This is a genomic window from Ruegeria sp. BHSB064, from assembly GCF_059613205.1.
Map to the genome: position 1 here is coordinate 1 of NZ_JBXWSB010000049.1, position 16,251 is coordinate 16,251.

The 16,251-nt window shown below is 54.0% G+C and carries 15 protein-coding genes and 1 pseudogene; 10 read left to right on the top strand and 6 right to left on the bottom strand.

From position 1 onward, the window contains the following. Positions 1-588 precede the first annotated feature (588 nt). From AC2FNU_RS12995 to AC2FNU_RS13010, 4 genes are all read left to right on the top strand, one after another. Positions 589-1,296, top strand: coding sequence for a hypothetical protein (locus AC2FNU_RS12995; protein ID WP_496788856.1), 708 nt, complete (start codon positions 589-591; stop codon positions 1,294-1,296). A 280-nt stretch (positions 1,297-1,576) separates the two neighbouring features. Next, positions 1,577-3,499: a DUF3604 domain-containing protein gene (locus AC2FNU_RS13000; RefSeq protein ID WP_496788858.1), complete on the top strand. Its 1,923-nt coding sequence runs from the start codon at positions 1,577-1,579 to the stop codon at positions 3,497-3,499. Between the two features lie 143 nt (positions 3,500-3,642). After that, positions 3,643-4,473, top strand: coding sequence for a peptidyl-prolyl cis-trans isomerase (locus AC2FNU_RS13005; protein WP_496788861.1), 831 nt, complete (start codon positions 3,643-3,645; stop codon positions 4,471-4,473). Continuing rightward, complete coding sequence (locus AC2FNU_RS13010; protein WP_496788864.1) at positions 4,470-5,459, top strand: HupE/UreJ family protein; 990 nt, start codon at positions 4,470-4,472, stop codon at positions 5,457-5,459. The genes AC2FNU_RS13005 and AC2FNU_RS13010 overlap by 4 nt, the downstream gene beginning before the upstream one ends. A gap of 203 nt (positions 5,460-5,662) precedes the next feature. Here the strand turns inward: AC2FNU_RS13010 and AC2FNU_RS13015 are convergent. Beyond that, positions 5,663-5,984: pseudogene (locus AC2FNU_RS13015) on the bottom strand (IS6 family transposase); the annotation flags it as partial. A gap of 493 nt (positions 5,985-6,477) precedes the next feature. Here AC2FNU_RS13015 and AC2FNU_RS13020 point away from each other — a divergent pair. Genes AC2FNU_RS13020 through AC2FNU_RS13030 form a run of 3 tightly spaced genes read left to right on the top strand, consistent with a single transcriptional unit; the run spans position 6,478 to position 10,145 of the window. Continuing rightward, a complete protein-coding gene (locus AC2FNU_RS13020; RefSeq protein ID WP_496788868.1) occupies positions 6,478-9,021 on the top strand; it encodes a hypothetical protein in 2,544 nt (847 codons plus the stop codon). 40 nt (positions 9,022-9,061) lie between these two features. Further along, positions 9,062-9,598: a hypothetical protein gene (locus tag AC2FNU_RS13025; protein ID WP_496788873.1), complete on the top strand. Its 537-nt coding sequence runs from the start codon at positions 9,062-9,064 to the stop codon at positions 9,596-9,598. Between the two features lie 4 nt (positions 9,599-9,602). Next, positions 9,603-10,145 (top strand): GNAT family N-acetyltransferase, encoded by a 543-nt coding sequence (locus AC2FNU_RS13030; RefSeq protein WP_496788876.1) that lies wholly within the window; start codon positions 9,603-9,605, stop codon positions 10,143-10,145. A gap of 222 nt (positions 10,146-10,367) precedes the next feature. Here the strand turns inward: AC2FNU_RS13030 and AC2FNU_RS13035 are convergent, their stop codons facing one another. The 3 genes from AC2FNU_RS13035 to AC2FNU_RS13045 form a co-directional block, all read right to left on the bottom strand. Continuing rightward, on the bottom strand, positions 10,368-10,511 hold the full coding sequence (locus AC2FNU_RS13035) for a hypothetical protein (RefSeq protein WP_496788878.1): 144 nt from the start codon (positions 10,509-10,511) through the stop codon (positions 10,368-10,370). A 510-nt stretch (positions 10,512-11,021) separates the two neighbouring features. Next, positions 11,022-11,240 (bottom strand): GDCCVxC domain-containing (seleno)protein, encoded by a 219-nt coding sequence (locus AC2FNU_RS13040; RefSeq protein WP_496788883.1) that lies wholly within the window; start codon positions 11,238-11,240, stop codon positions 11,022-11,024. A 4-nt stretch (positions 11,241-11,244) separates the two neighbouring features. Beyond that, positions 11,245-11,568: a hypothetical protein gene (locus AC2FNU_RS13045; RefSeq protein ID WP_496788888.1), complete on the bottom strand. Its 324-nt coding sequence runs from the start codon at positions 11,566-11,568 to the stop codon at positions 11,245-11,247. 99 nt (positions 11,569-11,667) lie between these two features. Between AC2FNU_RS13045 and AC2FNU_RS13050 the strand changes: the two genes are divergently transcribed. The 3 genes from AC2FNU_RS13050 (at position 11,668) to AC2FNU_RS13060 (ending at position 14,215) form a co-directional block, all read left to right on the top strand. Further along, the gene (locus AC2FNU_RS13050) at positions 11,668-12,066 is read left to right on the top strand and encodes a MerR family transcriptional regulator (protein ID WP_496788891.1); all 399 of its coding nucleotides are present in this window, start codon (positions 11,668-11,670) and stop codon (positions 12,064-12,066) included. 101 nt (positions 12,067-12,167) lie between these two features. Next, positions 12,168-13,571: a sensor histidine kinase gene (locus AC2FNU_RS13055; protein WP_496788893.1), complete on the top strand. Its 1,404-nt coding sequence runs from the start codon at positions 12,168-12,170 to the stop codon at positions 13,569-13,571. Then, positions 13,568-14,215 carry a response regulator gene (locus tag AC2FNU_RS13060; protein ID WP_496788895.1) on the top strand — a complete coding sequence of 216 codons (648 nt, stop codon included), beginning with the start codon at positions 13,568-13,570 and terminating at the stop codon, positions 14,213-14,215. Before AC2FNU_RS13055 ends, AC2FNU_RS13060 begins: the two co-directional genes overlap by 4 nt. Positions 14,216-14,290: 75 nt before the next feature. On the opposite strand, the gene AC2FNU_RS13065 is transcribed toward AC2FNU_RS13060, so the two are convergent. Both AC2FNU_RS13065 and AC2FNU_RS13070 read right to left on the bottom strand, forming a co-directional pair. Continuing rightward, on the bottom strand, positions 14,291-15,082 hold the full coding sequence (locus tag AC2FNU_RS13065) for a hypothetical protein (RefSeq protein WP_496788897.1): 792 nt from the start codon (positions 15,080-15,082) through the stop codon (positions 14,291-14,293). Between the two features lie 159 nt (positions 15,083-15,241). Beyond that, positions 15,242-16,123, bottom strand: a complete 882-nt coding sequence (locus AC2FNU_RS13070; protein WP_496788898.1) for a cation diffusion facilitator family transporter — start codon at positions 16,121-16,123, stop codon at positions 15,242-15,244. Between the last annotated feature and the right edge of the window lie 128 nt (positions 16,124-16,251).

Here is a 16,251-nt window from a genome sequence, read left to right on the forward strand (position 1 = left end):
GTAACGAGTACGTCGCCTTACCGTCTTCACTCTTCAAACCACAAGGTGTCACGAATAGGTAGCTTGTGTATCGATTTTCCTTCTCATTTTCAGGCTGTTGTTCAAAACCTCTGGGCTGAAGAGAGACCTTCAGGTTTTAAAGCGGTTTCGCAAAGCAGTGTTTTTTTGGTACTTTCAAGGCACCAGTAACGCTTGCGAATTGAATTTTGGGTCTGTGAGCCAATGATGCGAAGGTCTATTGCAGCTGTCATATGTATGCTCGGGTTTGCAGCACCGCCTGCTTTGCATGCTTGCGTGGTTTGTGTCGAACTGCCAGAGGCATCCATTTCTGATCAAATACTGGCCGCAGAAGTTGTTGTATTTGCAGGTCCGGCACCAGAAAATCCGTTTGAGTATTCGACCAGGCGCGTCTTTAAGGGGAGCGACGAAAAACTAAGTAACGCACCCAAAATTCCATTTCTCATAGACAGCGTTACGCGGCGGGCATTCCGCGCCGACCCAACGACAACGGTTCTGCTGACATATGGACCAGAAATCAACGACAAGGCCGGGCGCAATTTTTCGCGGGCTTGGCGGCGCATCTTTGTGATGAATTCAGAAAGAAGCGCGTTTCTTGAAAAGCTTCAAACCCATAGTCGGCTTTGGCGTTTAGGAGAAACTGACTGCGCTACACGCGTTTCGTTCTTTTCTGACTATATGTGGCACCCGGATCAAGCCCTGCATGACATGGCCATGGTGGAAATCGGGCGAGCAGATTATGCATATTTGCGCCCGATTGGCGGCAGGGTTTCAACCAGCCAGATTATGGAAGAGTTGAATGACTTGAACCGCTTTGCTTACTGGCCCGTTGCTATTCGACTATTGGGATTACAAAACGATCCACAGGCACGTTCGATTGTCCGCTCGCGCTTTGCCAAATCCTTGAGATCGGGTGGCTTGCATTCCCATGAGTGGGCGCTCGCCGGGATAGAGGCGGACAGGCTACGTGCAATCAACGCAATTGGTCGCGCGCTCAAGGACCGCAGGAAGACGCGGGATGACAAGAAGGCTCTGGTTCGGGCATTGTCCGACGCTGGATCGTCACACAAGCAGTTCCGGGATGAGATCATACGGGTTTTTGCGAATGTTCTGGATAGAGATCCGGAATTGACCCTGCAAATCGCTGTTGCAACCCGAAATTGGGGCGAAACTGCGCTGCACCAAAAGTTTGAAGCTTTGGTAGCACTCGAAGAAACGGACCCCGCAACGCAGTTTTTCCTAAACATGGTTTTGCATGAAAATGCTGCATCCGAGTAAGTCGGTTTGGGACATGGCTTGCCACGGTACGTCCCGATTGTTGGGGCTTGGTTTTGGAACCTTTACCAATACGCTCAGTCATTGCTTATGACGCAATGAGGTCTGGCGGTGGCCGGCGAAAAGCTCATGCTGGCACAGAAATACGACCCATGACGGCGTAAAGAACATCGCCGGGGAAATTATTTTCAGAAATCGACACCATATGATATATATAAAATCGAATATTAATAAGCCGAAAAAAGCTCTGTTTCGAACCGTATTGTTGATTTGGGAGGTCAATATGTACCGGGTTTCCGCTTTTGTCTTCGCGCTGGTGTTTGCACCGGCTTCCGCTTTCTCTGACGCTGTGCCAAGCGCAGAGGCCGCCGAAGGTTTATTCTTGGAACGACCCTACTCCCCTTATGCACAACGCAGCTTTCCAGAGCGGCCGTTGTGGGGTGATACCCATCTTCATACGGGCCTTTCTCTGGACGCGGGCGCATTTGGAAACACGTTGCTGCCCGATGATGCGTGGCGTTTTGCCAAGGGTGAACAGGTCATCTCCTCGACAGGCCAACCCGTCAGACTGGGGCGACCATTGGATTGGATGGTCTTGACGGATCACACTGATCTGATGGGGTTCGCGCCGGATCTGCAGGCCGGCAAGCCGGGCGTTATTTCCGACCCAAAAGGTCTGGAGTGGTACGAAGGGTATAAAGCCGGAGGTGAAGAAGCCGGGAAGACAGCCTTTGATATCATTACGAATTTCTCTCAGATGACCCTGCCGGAAATCCTGCTTGAGTCTTACAGCCCGGGTGCCGACGCCTTTGCGTTTACCTGGGAACATATTGTGCTCGCGGCCGAGCGGCACAACGACCCCGGGAACTTTACGGCCTTTATCGGGTTCGAGTGGACCTCTGTACCGAAGGGGTTCAATCTTCACCGGAACGTCATGTTGCGGGACGGGCCGATCAGAGCGCTTCAGATGGTGCCCCCAGTCACGCAACCGCCTTACGGCGACACAGACCCAAAATCGCTCTATGCCTGGCTGGAAGAGTACCAGGAAAAAACCGGCGGTCGCGCTGTCGCCTTTGCCCATAATGGAAACTTGTCAAATGGATGGATGTTTCCGACCGAAGACACATATCACGGCGGAAAGGTGGACGAAGAATACGTAGCTGCGCGCGCAAAATGGGAACCGCACTATGAAGTTACGCAGATCAAGGGTGACGGCGAAGCGCACCCGTTCCTGAGCCCGGATGATGAATTTGCCGACTATGAAAACTGGGACGTCGGCAATCTCGATATCACCGAGCTTAAGACAGAAGATATGTTGGCCGGGGAATATGCCCGAGAAGCGCTGAAACGGGGTTTGATGCTGGAAGAAAAGTTCGGCGTGAATCCCTACAAGTTCGGCATGGGTGGCGCTACGGACAGCCACACATCGTTGGCGACGGCTGAAGAGGACAACTTTTTTGGCAAGTCGGTCAGCGTTGAGCCATCGGCCACTCGTATCAAGCACCCATTCATCGCCAACGATCTTGGTGAAATTCCCGGCGATCTGTTGGTCGCGTCTGGGTACACAGCTGTTTGGGCGACAGAGAACACACGCGCAGCGATCTTCGATGCATTCAAGCGGCGCGAAACCTATGCGACGACCGGACCTCGGATCGGGTTGAGATTCTTTGGCGGATGGGACTTTAGCGATGCTGACGTAGAGACCAGGTTCCTTGCAGATGTTGGCTATACCAAAGGTGTTCCCATGGGGTCGGATTTGCGCCCCCGCGAAGGTGATGGGGCACCGTCCTTCCTAATAGCTGCCCTGCGCGACCCGGTTGGTGCAAATCTGGACCGCGTTCAGGTTGTGAAGGGATGGCTCGACTCGGACGGCGGCTTGCAGGAAAAAGTTTATGACGTCGCGTGGTCAGATGATCGCGTGGCTGATGAAAACGGCAAGATTCCTGCTGTTGGAAACACAGTCGACCTTGAGACGGCAAGTTGGACCAACACAATCGGCACCGCCGAGTTGGTGAAGGTTTGGTCCGACCCGGATTTCGACCCCAACGCAAGGGCGTTTTACTACGTTCGGGCAATCGAAATCCCAACTCCTCGTTGGATTCTTTATGACAAGCTGAGGTTCGGTGCAGAGTTGCCGCAAGATGCTGTTCTAACACACCAGGAGCGGGCATATTCCTCGCCGATTTGGTACACGCCGGCAGAGTAACGTGAATTAGGGATGGACTTGGATGGCGAGACGGTGAACGCACCTCGGGGCAGTCACCATAGGTATGAAGCTTGTGCGGTGTGAGTTCCTTTGCAAAAAACAGTTGAAATGAGAGCGCAAGCTCGGGTCTTGCAGGAGCCTTCATGAGAATACTGAAAGAACCTCTGTTCCATTTCTTTTTGATTGGGGCGGCTATTTTCATTTGGTTCCATATTGTTGCCCCGGAGACCGAAACGGTCGAAAATCTGGAAATCATCACTGTCACCGAGGACGACGTCGCCCGTTTGGCAGATCAGTTTGAAGCCAGGTGGAACCGTCGACCAAGCGATGCTGAGTTCATCGCCTTGGTCGATGCTTCAATTCGTGAAGAGGTTCTGGTCAGAGAAGCAAGAAAACTCGGCCTGGATCGTGGAGATACCGTGATCAGGTCTCGGTTAAGCCAGAAGATGGATTTTCTGACAGAAGCAATTGCGACGTCAGTGGTTCCGGAGGACGATGAATTACAGTCGTTTCTCGACCAAAACCCGGAACGGTACGCAACACCAGACAAGGTGGCGTTCACTCAGGTCTTTCTGGGCGAAGCGCCAAGCAATCCTCAAATTGAGGCAGCGCTAGCTGAGCTGAGAGCCGGGCAGGAGCCTTCCGTTTCAGGAGCTTCAACATTGCTACCTGTTTCAATGCCGTTGACCGCGACCAGAGTAATCGACTCGGTCTTTGGCGCAGGGTTTTCAAAAAGTCTCGCAGAGGTACAAACGGGTCCTTGGACCGGACCGATACAATCGGGCTATGGTGTTCATCTTGTTCAAGTGCTTGCCTTTGAGCCCAGTCGAATACCTCCGTTATCCGAAATTCAAAGTGATGTTTTGCGCGATTGGCGTCGTGTCGCGAGTGAAGACTTAGCGCAGGCGCAATACGAGAGCTTAGTCAAAAAATACCAGATCGTAAGCCCCGATCTCGTAGGTCCAGCCGAATGAGATGGCTGGCCGGCTTATTGGTTTTTGTTCTATGCGCTTGGCTCGCGGCAAAGGCCAATGCCCACGCACTTGATCCCGGATATCTGGAGCTACGCCAAATCTCCTCGGGCACCTGGAGCGTCCACTGGCTAAAGCCTGATGTGAATGGTCAACCCATGGCGATTGATGCAGTGTTGCCAGAAGGCTGTGCACCCACACGAGGTCCTTCGCCAATTTCCGATAATCGATCATGGGTTTCATCTTGGATAGTCGAGTGCCATGCGGATATCGCAGGACAACCCATCGCAATTGACGGCTTGGAGGCTCAAAAGAACGACGTATTGGTTCGTTTGCATCCCCTAAACGCTGAACCGACCACGCTCCGCTTTACACCTGAAACAGCCATCCAGAACATACCTTCTGAGCAGACTCTCTGGTCAGTTTTTGCGGCTTATGCCTTATTGGGTTTTGAGCACATATTGGAAGGTTGGGATCACCTTCTGTTCGTTTTTGCGCTTTTCATTCTGGTGCGCGAACCCTGGAGACTGGTTGGCGCTGTGACGGCCTTCACACTCGCACATTCCATCACTCTGGCGCTGGCGACGTTTGGTGTCTTGAATGTTCCTGGTCCGCCGGTCGAGGCCGTCATCGCGCTGTCCATCGTGTTTTTAGCCACGGAGATTGCGAAGGATGAAGACGGTCAGTTCCGGCTTTCAAAACAAAAGCCCTGGATCGTATGTTTTGGATTTGGCCTATTGCATGGCCTTGGTTTCGCAGGCGCCTTGGCTGACATTGGGCTGCCCGCGAACGATATTCCAGCGGCCTTGCTTGCATTTAACCTTGGCGTTGAAGCCGGACAATTGATTTTTATTGGTGCATTGGCTCTGTTGCTTGCGATCTGGCGGCTGATGGCACGCCCGATCAGCCAAAGTACAACAGTGATTGCCGCCTATGGCATCGGTTCAGTGTCGATGTACTGGCTAATTGAGCGCATAAGCGGCTTTTGATTGATTGGCAGGGGTGCTGATTGTTGTTCACCGATTGGGTGACTGTCAATCTCTGCACCGTCCAATTCCTGCTGACTATCGCTGAATCGCAATGACTGCCGTACCGCTCTTGAGAGCGGATGTTGCTGCAGCAACAGTCGCATGAGCAAGAGGCGGATTTGTCCGGGCCTTTCCAGCTCAGACAACACGCAGCGAATGGTTACTTTTGATAGCATGAAGCCCAGGGTCTTGCCGTGTTTGTCTATCGAGCGATAGAGAAAGACCTATTCACCCTTCACTTTGACATAAAAGTCTAATCCATGCGCCACGAACGGTCGGTACGACGCTTCTTGTGTCGCGAAGCATCAGCTAAAAGACCGGCATAACTGTTCACCCAACGGATTAGCGTCGCGTGCTTCAGTTCAACACCTCGCTCCACCATGATTTCTTCCAGATCTCGGTATGACACGGCGTATCGGAGATAGAAAAAACAGCGTACAAGATAACGTCTTTCGGAAAGTGCACACCTTTGAATGAGATGGTCACGGTCTGCACTTGTCTTAACTAAGCATGCGCTACCAGAACCACGCTCGGCCTGATAGGTGGAGACATAGTTTGCGACAGAACCTTTGTTGCGCGCGAAGCGGCCGTAAGCGATGCCATACAACACGTAATCGAAAGAGGACTTGTCGGGCAAAAGTTGTTTTCGATTGTGAATTATTGTATAATTACTCTCGAAATTAGTGCCAATTCTCTCATGTAACTCGTTACAATCAGCAGATGTTCGGAACTATTCCGCTGATGCAAACAGCATTTGCGCAAGACCCTTTAAAGGGGAATGTTAAACAACAATTTCTGCATTGCTTTGCTCTCTCGGCCGCTACCCTGGCCTTCGGAAAATTTCCGACATCTCCGTAGTAGACAGCCCTTGGCCCTTGGCCATTGATCCCAGCGGGACATCCTTGTCGTAGCAAACGGCAATCTCGTTTTAGGACCGCAACACATGCGGCGGCGGAATTCTATGCAAAGGAGCGACGCGATGCCTTGGTCGAAGATCGGAGGACCCGCTCACAGTTTGGCCGTTTATGGCGGCAGACTTGCAGCACTCACGCCGGACAGGCAGGCGGTGTTCACCCGGAATCCCCGCACCGGCGACTGGTCTCAGATCGGAGGTCCGGCCGAGGCCCTCATCGGCGGAGGATGGGACCTTTACGCAACCTCACCTGGCGGCGGTGGCGTCTTCCGCTACGATGGGGTCAACTGGATTGGCGTCGGCGGACCTGGCGCCCAATTCGCCGGTGTTTGCAACGCGCTCTATGCCTTGTCGCCCAACCGCGACCGTCTTCTACGCTATGATCGGTTTGCAAACGACTGGACAGTCATCGGCCCGACCCCTGCTGAAAACATAGTGGAGGGGGGATCGCGTATCTGGGCTTCGGCACCGGGCGACGCTGCGATATGGGCTTGGGCGCGGTACGACGGAAGCTGGCGGCGTATTGGCGGCGCTGGTGCAGAGTGGGTCGGGGTGGGGGCGCGGATCTACGGCCTCACGCCGGACCGGCAGGCGGTCTATGAATATGATGAGCGCGCCGACCGTTGGAACAGGGTTGGCGGACCCGCACAAACATTGATCGGCGGAGGAAACCGTCTTTGTGCCGTCCAGCCCGGCACGGGCGACATCTGGCGCTATTTCCGTGAAGAAACCCGATGGGAGCGGATCGGTGGTCCCGGCGCGCAATTCGTGGCAGCGGACGAATTTGTTTACGGCCTTACACCTGACCGACAGGAAGTCTGGCTTTTCGAGGATGACCTCGTCGAAACAAGCCGCATCCGCGCGTTCATGCTGCGGTGCTACGATCACCCCGATTACGGCCTGAGCATTCGGCGCGGTTTCCTTGTCAAGCACGCCTCGGGCCGCGTCCTTGCCGAACATGCGGCGGACACCTGTTTTCAACCGCTGAGCGTTCTGAAACTGCTTCCTTATCTGCATGCGCTTATTGATGTCGACCGCGACCCGAATACCTCGATGTCGACACGCGTTTCATGGTTCGAACCCGCGGGTGCCACAGGTGCTGCGCGGACAGACACTGTTTGCCTTACGGCAGGGCCCGGGACGGTCTCGGGCTCGGCGCCGCTGACAGATGCGTTGCCGACGATGATGTGGGAATCCCACAACCGGTCGCTCGACGCGGTCATGGACCTGTTTGGAACGACGACCATAACACGACGGGCCCAGCAGGAGCTCGGGTTTTCGCAAACGGAAATGTACCCAGGTTGCCCGACGGCAGACCGGCCCTGGGCGGACAACATCACCACGCTTCAGGATATGGCGCGTCTCTATGAAGGCGTGGATGCCATGCACTTTTTTGACTTCGGGATCTCGCGGCGGCTGTTCGAGGGGAACATGATCGTCGCAGACGCTTCCGACCCGACCTATAGCAGCCCGATCACGGGCCGGGATTCAGGGCCCGCCAGCGCCTCGGATCTGCGCAGCGTGCTTGAGGAAGAGGCATTGGCTGCCGGAAAGTCCGGGATTGTTCAGAACTTCATGCAAAGTGTTGTTCTCCGCAGAAAGGGCGGCTCGGGCGGGCCTTCCGGCGACGATGTCGGCTATGCGGATGCTGCCGAACTGAGCCTGCCTTTCCGACGCGGTGGCGGCAGACCTGTAATTGAAAAATACGTGCTTGGCTGGTTCCTCAATCAGATACGAGACCCGGAACGCGACATCCCGCCTGACGCCGATCTCCTGATGCTTGACATTAATGACAACTGGAGTGTCGTTGGTGGCCCCGGCAGCCAATGGGTCGGGATAGGGGCGACGGCGTACGGCCTGACGCCGGATCGACAGGCGGTGTTCCGCCACGACGGGCCTGCCGGTCAATGGACACAAATCGGTGGTCCGGCTGCAACTTTGATTGACGGCGGCAACGATCTGTACGCTATCGAGCCCGGGACCGAAGACATTTGGCGTTTTACCGGGGCACCCATGGCATGGGAGCGGATAGGGGGACCTGGGGCCGCATTTGCGGGCGTAGGCGCGACAGTCTACGGAATATCCCCTTCTGGGAACAGGCTGTTCCGATGGAACGGCACACCGAATGATTGGACACAGGTGCGCGACAACGTTGTTTCGATAATCGGCGGTGGCGATGAAGCCTATGCCATTGACGGTTCGACCGGCGACATCCTCTCTCATGATGCGAGCGCAAATTCCTGGACGCGGATCGGCGGACCGGGCATCGGCTTTGTCGCCGGCCAGGGTGGCCTGCTGTTCGGTATGACAACGGACCGCCAAGAGGTTTGGTCCTACAACGGTACCCCGGAATCGTGGACGCGAATTGGCAATGCAGCAGACAGCCTCGCGGTGGCCGGTGGCAGGCTCTACGGTCTCACGCAGGGTAAAGGTGCTATTTTCCGTTACGATGGCATGCCCTTCTCATGGACCAAGGTTGGAGATGCGGTTGGCAGCATGATCGGCGGAAGCAGGTTGCTTTACGCACCAAGCTCACCAGTGACAACAAGAAGCGCGTTTGCCCGCGAACTCTACCGCGAACCGATACGAGAGGCGCTCGCCACGTGGTGAACGCCTTCTTTTGAAGGTTCTTTCATGAAAGGAGATTGCAATGCCAATGATTGCCAAGATACCCGTCCGTGGTTCACGTTATGGCCCCTTTCTGTCAGTAGGCCGTCTTATCGGCCTCCGATCGGATGGTACGAAAGACTCATTTAAAGCGCAGTTCCTCCCCCAATGGGAGGATAGCGGCAATGATGTTGAGGCGGCTTTCAGCAAACGTTTTCTGATGATCGATCTCGGGATGACAGAAATCGCTTACGAGGATCTCGATGCGACTGAACGGGTTGCCAAAGCGCTGTCGGACGCCGCGCGATCTGCCCCTGAGGAATTGCGTGCCATCGCAAACGCCTTTGGACCTTCAGGTGATCGAGAGGACCGGGAAGCTGCCCTGGAGCGGGCCTCGAAGCTTGGGATAGCCGACGATGATGACGACCCGGTGGCATTCTGGGGCGTCGTCCTGCTTGTAGGAGCCGCTTTGTTGGTCGCAGCCTGCTGTAATGAGACGGATTCCGATTGCGGAAGCAACGGAACGGACACTGACGATGACAAAGGCGGCGGAGGAACCGGCGGCGATACGGACGGTTGACGGCATGCCAACTCTAATTGGTGACGCGGTGTCGCTTGTCCCGGTTTCCCGGCTTGACGCTTCGGCACTGCATGCCATGATCCGACGCAACGAAGGTCGTTTGGCGTGTTATTTCCCCAGTCTTCTGCGCGCGGGCGCTTCGCTTAAAGAAACTCACCGCTACATCGATCATCATGGGGAACTGGAGCGCTCTGGGCGCAGTTTCGTGTTCGGTATCCCTGCCGCTGACGAAGGGCTTGCGGGCTTGGTTTTTCTGAATGCCATCGACCCGGACGCACGCGTGGCAGAGGCGGCGGGGGTAGTTGATTTCGCCCACGAAGGTTGCGGCATGATGAGTGGTGCGATGCGTTTGGTTTTTGATATCGCACGTGATCGGCTGGGTCTGGCACGAATTCGTTTCATGATCACGCCGGACAACACCCGGTCAATCACCTTGGCCGAGGCGCTGGGGTTCAGGCGCGAGCCCTGCAAGCCGCGCCGGTTCGCAGCCGGGACAAGCCGGGAAACGCTTCTGCACCGCTACACATTAGACCTTAGTCGCGCATAGCCATTTGTGGACAGCTCCTTTTGGTTTTGTTGCAATCTATTGGCCAGGAGGTTGCCGAGTTAATGGCCTCTCGGGTTTCGATCAGGGCTGGCGGTGACAGTTTTATTAAAGGGCACTCATTTCCGGAGGGAGGTGACACGGTACGCGGTGTGACTGTCACATTGAAATCAAATTCTGAAGGCCTAAGGTCAGGATGCATTGATTTTCAAAGCGCTGCATGTATCACGGTTGGAAAAGCGGAGCGGTGATATGAGTGACCTTTTCTGGCGCACTTGTAGTAACCGTCATTAATTGGTTGCGAATCCTAACCTTAGCCTGTTTTTTCATAAGCTGACCAAAGTGTTGAAAACTGTTGAATTTTGCCATGCTTTTCACGGATAAACCCCAGTGATCAATTTCATCAAGGAACTGCTCTTTCCCGGGACTGGTGTCCGGGAAAGGTCCGAAGGCTCACCCAAAGATGAAAAAAATATCTGTATGACTTTGTACTTGCGGCAATGCACCTCAATCCCGCCGGAAAAGCGGCGTACCCGCGTTCGCGACGGGTGTCGTGAGGTAGAAGTTGCAATTGACAAGAATGGGAGGGGTGTTTGGCTGCCAGTACCCAGGAATGAAAACGCCAAGGACAGCTGAACCGCGCGGCACCCTCCAGAAAGCCATCGAGCAGCCGTAAGAAAGCGCGTTTACCCCAGCGGGAACCGACGCCCAAAGCGGCCATTTGCGTCAGTCGCATCGAAGTCTGGTTCGAGCCCAAATTGACTTATGCTGCACGAAGCTCCAATGAAAAGTACGCCCAGATAGAGACCTTTGAAACTCAGGTGGGCTAGCCAATGCGGGCAATCCACATCTTTCTCGGATGTTACGGTTGCGGCCCGCTTATCCACAACAGCAGTCACCTAGCTGAATTGGCGGACACGGGACAGTTGCATAGGAACAAAAAACACAGCAATCACCTTCCAACGGTTTCAAGACTGCCCTGCATGATTTGCATTCGTAAAACCACTGACACGTGTCGATTGGCATTTTCTCGGTTTCAACGTGCCCGCATTCAGGGCAGGTCAAAGTGCTATCCAGCACCAATGTTTGTTTTGTCATTGTCTCACATCTGCATGATTAGATAATCGTTGATTTGAGCCTCATTGAAAACGATAACCCATGCCAGCGCGGTGATCGCTGTGCTTCCAGCAAGCCACCATTTCAGATTTACCAACGCCCCGTTTCGGTGCGCCACAAGCCATGAAACCGCAACCAGCGCTGTTGAAATGGCGAGAACATAGTAGCTTGCCGCCGCTATTCTTCCGAATATCGCCAACCAACTGCCACCCAAGCCGAGCAACATCATGGCCATTGGAAGAACACAGCATGTCGCGATCCCCAGAGCGGAAACCGATCCCATGTAGCTGAGGATCATATATTTCTTCATCTTTCGCTCCGTATGTACTCAATTTGAATGTGTTGAGGCACCAGCATTCAGAGCTTATAACTCCTGTAGTAACTACAGGATCAAGTGGAGGCACCTCACATGATTGCGATAGGTGAGGCTTCCCGGCAAAGCGGGGTCGGCATAGAAACCATCCGCTATTACGAACGCGAAGGTATCGTACCAAAACCCGCACGAGCTCCGAACAATCGCCGCGTCTATTCAGCAAGCGATGTGGGAAGACTTCGATTTTTGAAGAAATGCCGCGATCTGGGGTTTCCTCTATCTGACGCAAAGGTGCTTTTGGATCTGTCAGAAGGAAGTGTCGAAGATTGCCGGTCAGTGAAAGAACTGGCCGAGGCACACATTGCCAGCGTTCGAAGCAAGATTGATGAGCTCAGACGCCTGGAGCGTGCCTTGAGTGAGCTCACGGCCAATTGTGATAGTGGTAACGTTCACTGCCCGATGCTGCAAAGGCTCAGAACGATGGATGATATCTGACTCTGGCCGCTGGGCGGAAGCTCAGGGTCTGAGATTTGGCAAGATGACGTCAGACCAAGGTCTGTGGTGCGATAACAGATTGTCGTTCATAGTCGATTACGATGAGAACGAAAGTAGCTGACCTGACGATTGGCAATTGGTCGATGTCGCGAGTCTTTCTTGCGGCCAGTATCGTTGTGATGGGAACTGCTACCGCAATCGTCGGAGTTTGGGTGTCAAATCGAATCCAGAACGCCGTCGTGCAAAACTCTGCCAACTCTGCGGCGTTGTATATGGAAAGCGTGGTATCCCCGCTCAGCCAGGAATTGGCATATGGCGACCGCCTTTCTGAGCCGGCGAGCCTGGCGCTGGACGAGATTTTCATGACTGAGCCAATGCGTGACCGCATTGTCTCTTACAAATTCTGGAAGCAAGGTGGTGTGGTTGCGCATGCCTCGGATACGGACATCATTGGAACCCGTTTCAATCCAACGGATGACTTAAGGCGGGCGTGGAGCGGTGATATCTCCGGCTCTTTCGAAGATCTTGATCATGCCGAGAGCGCGGCCGAAGCGGCATTGGGGATACCACTACTTGAAGTTTACAGCCCCATCCGCGAACTCTGGTCCGGCGAAATCATCGCAGTTGCGGAGTTCTACGAAAGAGCTGATCAGCTTGAGTTGGACTTAGCCAAGGCTAGGCGAACCAGTTGGTTGGTCGTCGGCTCCGCGTTTCTGGTAAGCGCTGTTGTTCTGTATTCCATCGTCGCAATTGGTGACAAAACAATTCGACGACAGGGGGCTCTACTTAAACAGCGCCTGACAGAAAGTGAGAGGATGGCCGAGCAGAATGCCCGGCTGCGATCGCGTGTTGTCGACGCGTCGGAAAGATATGCCACACAAACAGATCGGTTCCTCAAGAATCTTGGAGCTGAGCTACATGATGGCCCTGCGCAATACCTGTCGCTTGCGGCTCTTAGACTGGAGGCGGCGTTTTCCGAAGGGTCGGAAAGACCTAAAGAAGCAGAGGAAATTCAGCAGTCTTTGCAAAAATCTCTGGCTGAAATTCGTGCTATATCACGAGGGCTGTCCGCGCCGGATATCGACAGCCTGTCACTCGTCGATGTTGTGAAAAGAGCCGTAGAGGATCACGCAGAACACAGCCCGTTGCGACCCGATATTTCATTCCTGGGCAGCCCAGCCCCAGAGTTGTCATTGTCGGGTAAACTGTGCGTTTTTCGGTTCCTTCAGGAAACGCTTTCCAATGCCGCGAGATATGCTCCAGCGTCCAGGTGCACTGTTATCTCTGAGGCGCAGAACGATTGCATAGTCGTTACGGTCAAAGACGACGGACCTGGATTTGATGGCTCAGAAGAAACCGCGTTGCGTGACGATGGTGGCCAGGGGCTTAAGGGTTTGCGGGATCGGGTCGAGAGTATTGGTGGTAAATTCGAAGTTTTGTCGAGCCTTGGCGAAGGCACCACCATCGCGATGAAACTCTTTCCCAGAAAGTTGGATACGTCATGACTACATCTGTCGTAATAGCCGATGATCATCCAATTTTCAGGGATGGTTTGCAACGCACGTTGGAGGAAGCTGATGGATTCGAAGTTTTGGCGGCTGGGTCCAACGCTGAAGAGGCGGTATCGCTGGTCGGCGCGCATCAGCCGGACATAGCCATTCTTGACCTCTCGATGCCCGGCGGAGGGATAAATGCGGCACGTGAAATTGCGGCGATGGCAAATCCGCCCTTCATTGCAATCTTGACAGTTTCAGAGAACAGCAGCGATGTCGCGGACGCGTTAGAGGCAGGCGCGGTTGGGTATATTGTGAAAGGAGTAACCGCGAGCGAATTGAGCGCTTCCCTAAAAAGCATCGCCGCGGGTGAAGGATTCGTTTCTCCGAGTTTGGCCTCACGGGTACTGCTTCAAATCAACACTGATAGCGGCACCTCAAAGGACGGCAGCATTCTCGATGACCTTACCCATCGTGAGGAAGAAATACTTCGACGCGTGGCTAAAGGACTGAGCAATCGTGAAATCGCTGACGAGTTAGACCTTCAGGAAAAGACCGTGAAGCACTATATGACGGCAATCCTGTCCAAGCTTCATGCGCGAAATCGGGTAGAGGCTGCAATCATCGCCCATGATGTTTGGAACAAAGCAGAATAACATTGGTTTCTTTGACGACGATGGCGGCCCCTCACCAAGAGAAGCCGCCAACGGATCATTGACGGAAATTACAGCTCAGTTCGCAACCGACTGTAACCTCCTGCGATCAGAGGCCGTCGCGTTTCTTTCGACAACAGTCCGGTTGTACGGGTCTTTCAACTCGTAGCGCCCGAACTCGATCTCTTCCTTCCAACCATTGGCATAGTTTACTTCGATGTTGTTGCCTTGGATTTCCACTTTCGTGGGCCGACTTCCGGCAGTTCCGCCTTGCCCAGAAGAACGCACGCTGTCGATTGAGATACCATTCGCCAAAGACCGAAGTCTTGAGACGTCAGCGCCAGTCGCGGGGCGTTCTTCAACAGTTCGGTTCTGAGCATTCTTTCTCTCATACCGCCCGTTTTCGATCTCCTCCTTGGTTCCGTCGGCGTACCGCACTTCAATGCCGTTGGCGTTTGTTTCGACCTTCGTTATCCCAGCCGATCCCGACGGTTTGCCCCCTGCCTGAGACCGATCCTTCTTTCCGCTGCCTTTGTTGGAGCGTTTGGAGTCATCGTCATCATCATCATCATCGTCGTCGCGACCACTTTTTCCTGATCCCGAATTGTCGTCGCGATCATCGTCCCTGTCGTCATCCCGATCATCGCCCCGGTCACCACCACGGCCGCCATTACCCGACCCGGAGTTGTCGTCACCGTCATCATCGCGACCATCCCCGTCGTTCCCTTTACCGCTCTTGGCAAAAGCATATGACGGTTCAAAATGCAGGCGACCATCGGCATCAAGCGCTGGTACATAGGGCGTCGCCGCAATCAACGAAGCCAACGCAGCGGTACTAAGAAGCTGACCCAGTTTTCTTTGAATTTGCATTTTCGCCTCCAACTCTGTGCGTCACACTTCGTGACATTGGAGGCAGGTTACGTCCGGTTCGGCTTTCCCACATCGGCCTTAGGTCTGACGATTTTCGAGCCGAACGTCTTAGTCAGATCAATCAAGCCGATAGTGTTTTTGCAGAGCGAATTGACAAGGTTAGTGGCGGTTAACTACGTCACCCTTCAATTCGTCATCCGGTTCAAGGTGAATGACAAAGACCGAACCCGGATACAAACGTTCCAATTCTTCCTCGATGTCATTGCATATATCATGCGCTGCGCTGACTGGCATTGTGCCGTCCACAACAAGGTGAAACTCCACGAATATGACATTTGCTGATCTGCGCCCTTTGAGGTCGTGGTATTCCAAGGCTGCGCCTAGATTTGCTTCGATAGCATTAGAAACGGTCTGCAAGTCATGATCCGATAGGGTCACATCCATCAGGCCATCGACAGATGCCCGAATAACTTTCCAACCCTCCCACAAGATGTTTAGTGCAACAAGAATTGCCAGTATTGGGTCGAGGATTAGCCAGCCGGTGACAAGTGCAAGTACAAGTCCCGCAATCACACCAACTGAAGTCATGACATCTGTAAAAATGTGCCGGGAGCTTGCCTCCAATGCAGGCGAACCCTCGCGCCTGCCGAATTTGAGCAATAGGTAAGCCCATGCGCCATTCACACCCGTTGCAATGGTATTGACGACAATTCCAAGAAGTGGGGCATCCTCAAGATGCGGGTTCGGGAGCGCCAGCACAGCTTCTCGGATGATCAAGAACGCGGCCAGCACAATCAGTGCGCCCTCGACGACGGCGGAAAGATACTCGGCTTTTTTGTGACCAAACGGGTGGTTTTCATCAGCGGGCTTGTTTGCGACCCGAACTGCGAAGTATGCCAAAAGCGCCGCGACGACATTCACGGTGGATTCCATTGCGTCTGACAACAATGCTACCGAGTCTGTCAGCCACCAAGCCAACAGTTTCAGGGCCAGTACTGCAATGGATATCGGAATGGACCAAAGAGCTAATTTTTGTGTCATTCGGTCACGACCCTCAGTCCATCATGAACAGAAACTCGTGCGACTGCGGAGTTCTGGTATTCAAAATGTAAAACAGGTGATTGCTAGAAAGTGAATTTGCCCTGCGGCTTCCTACCGGCAAACGGCGA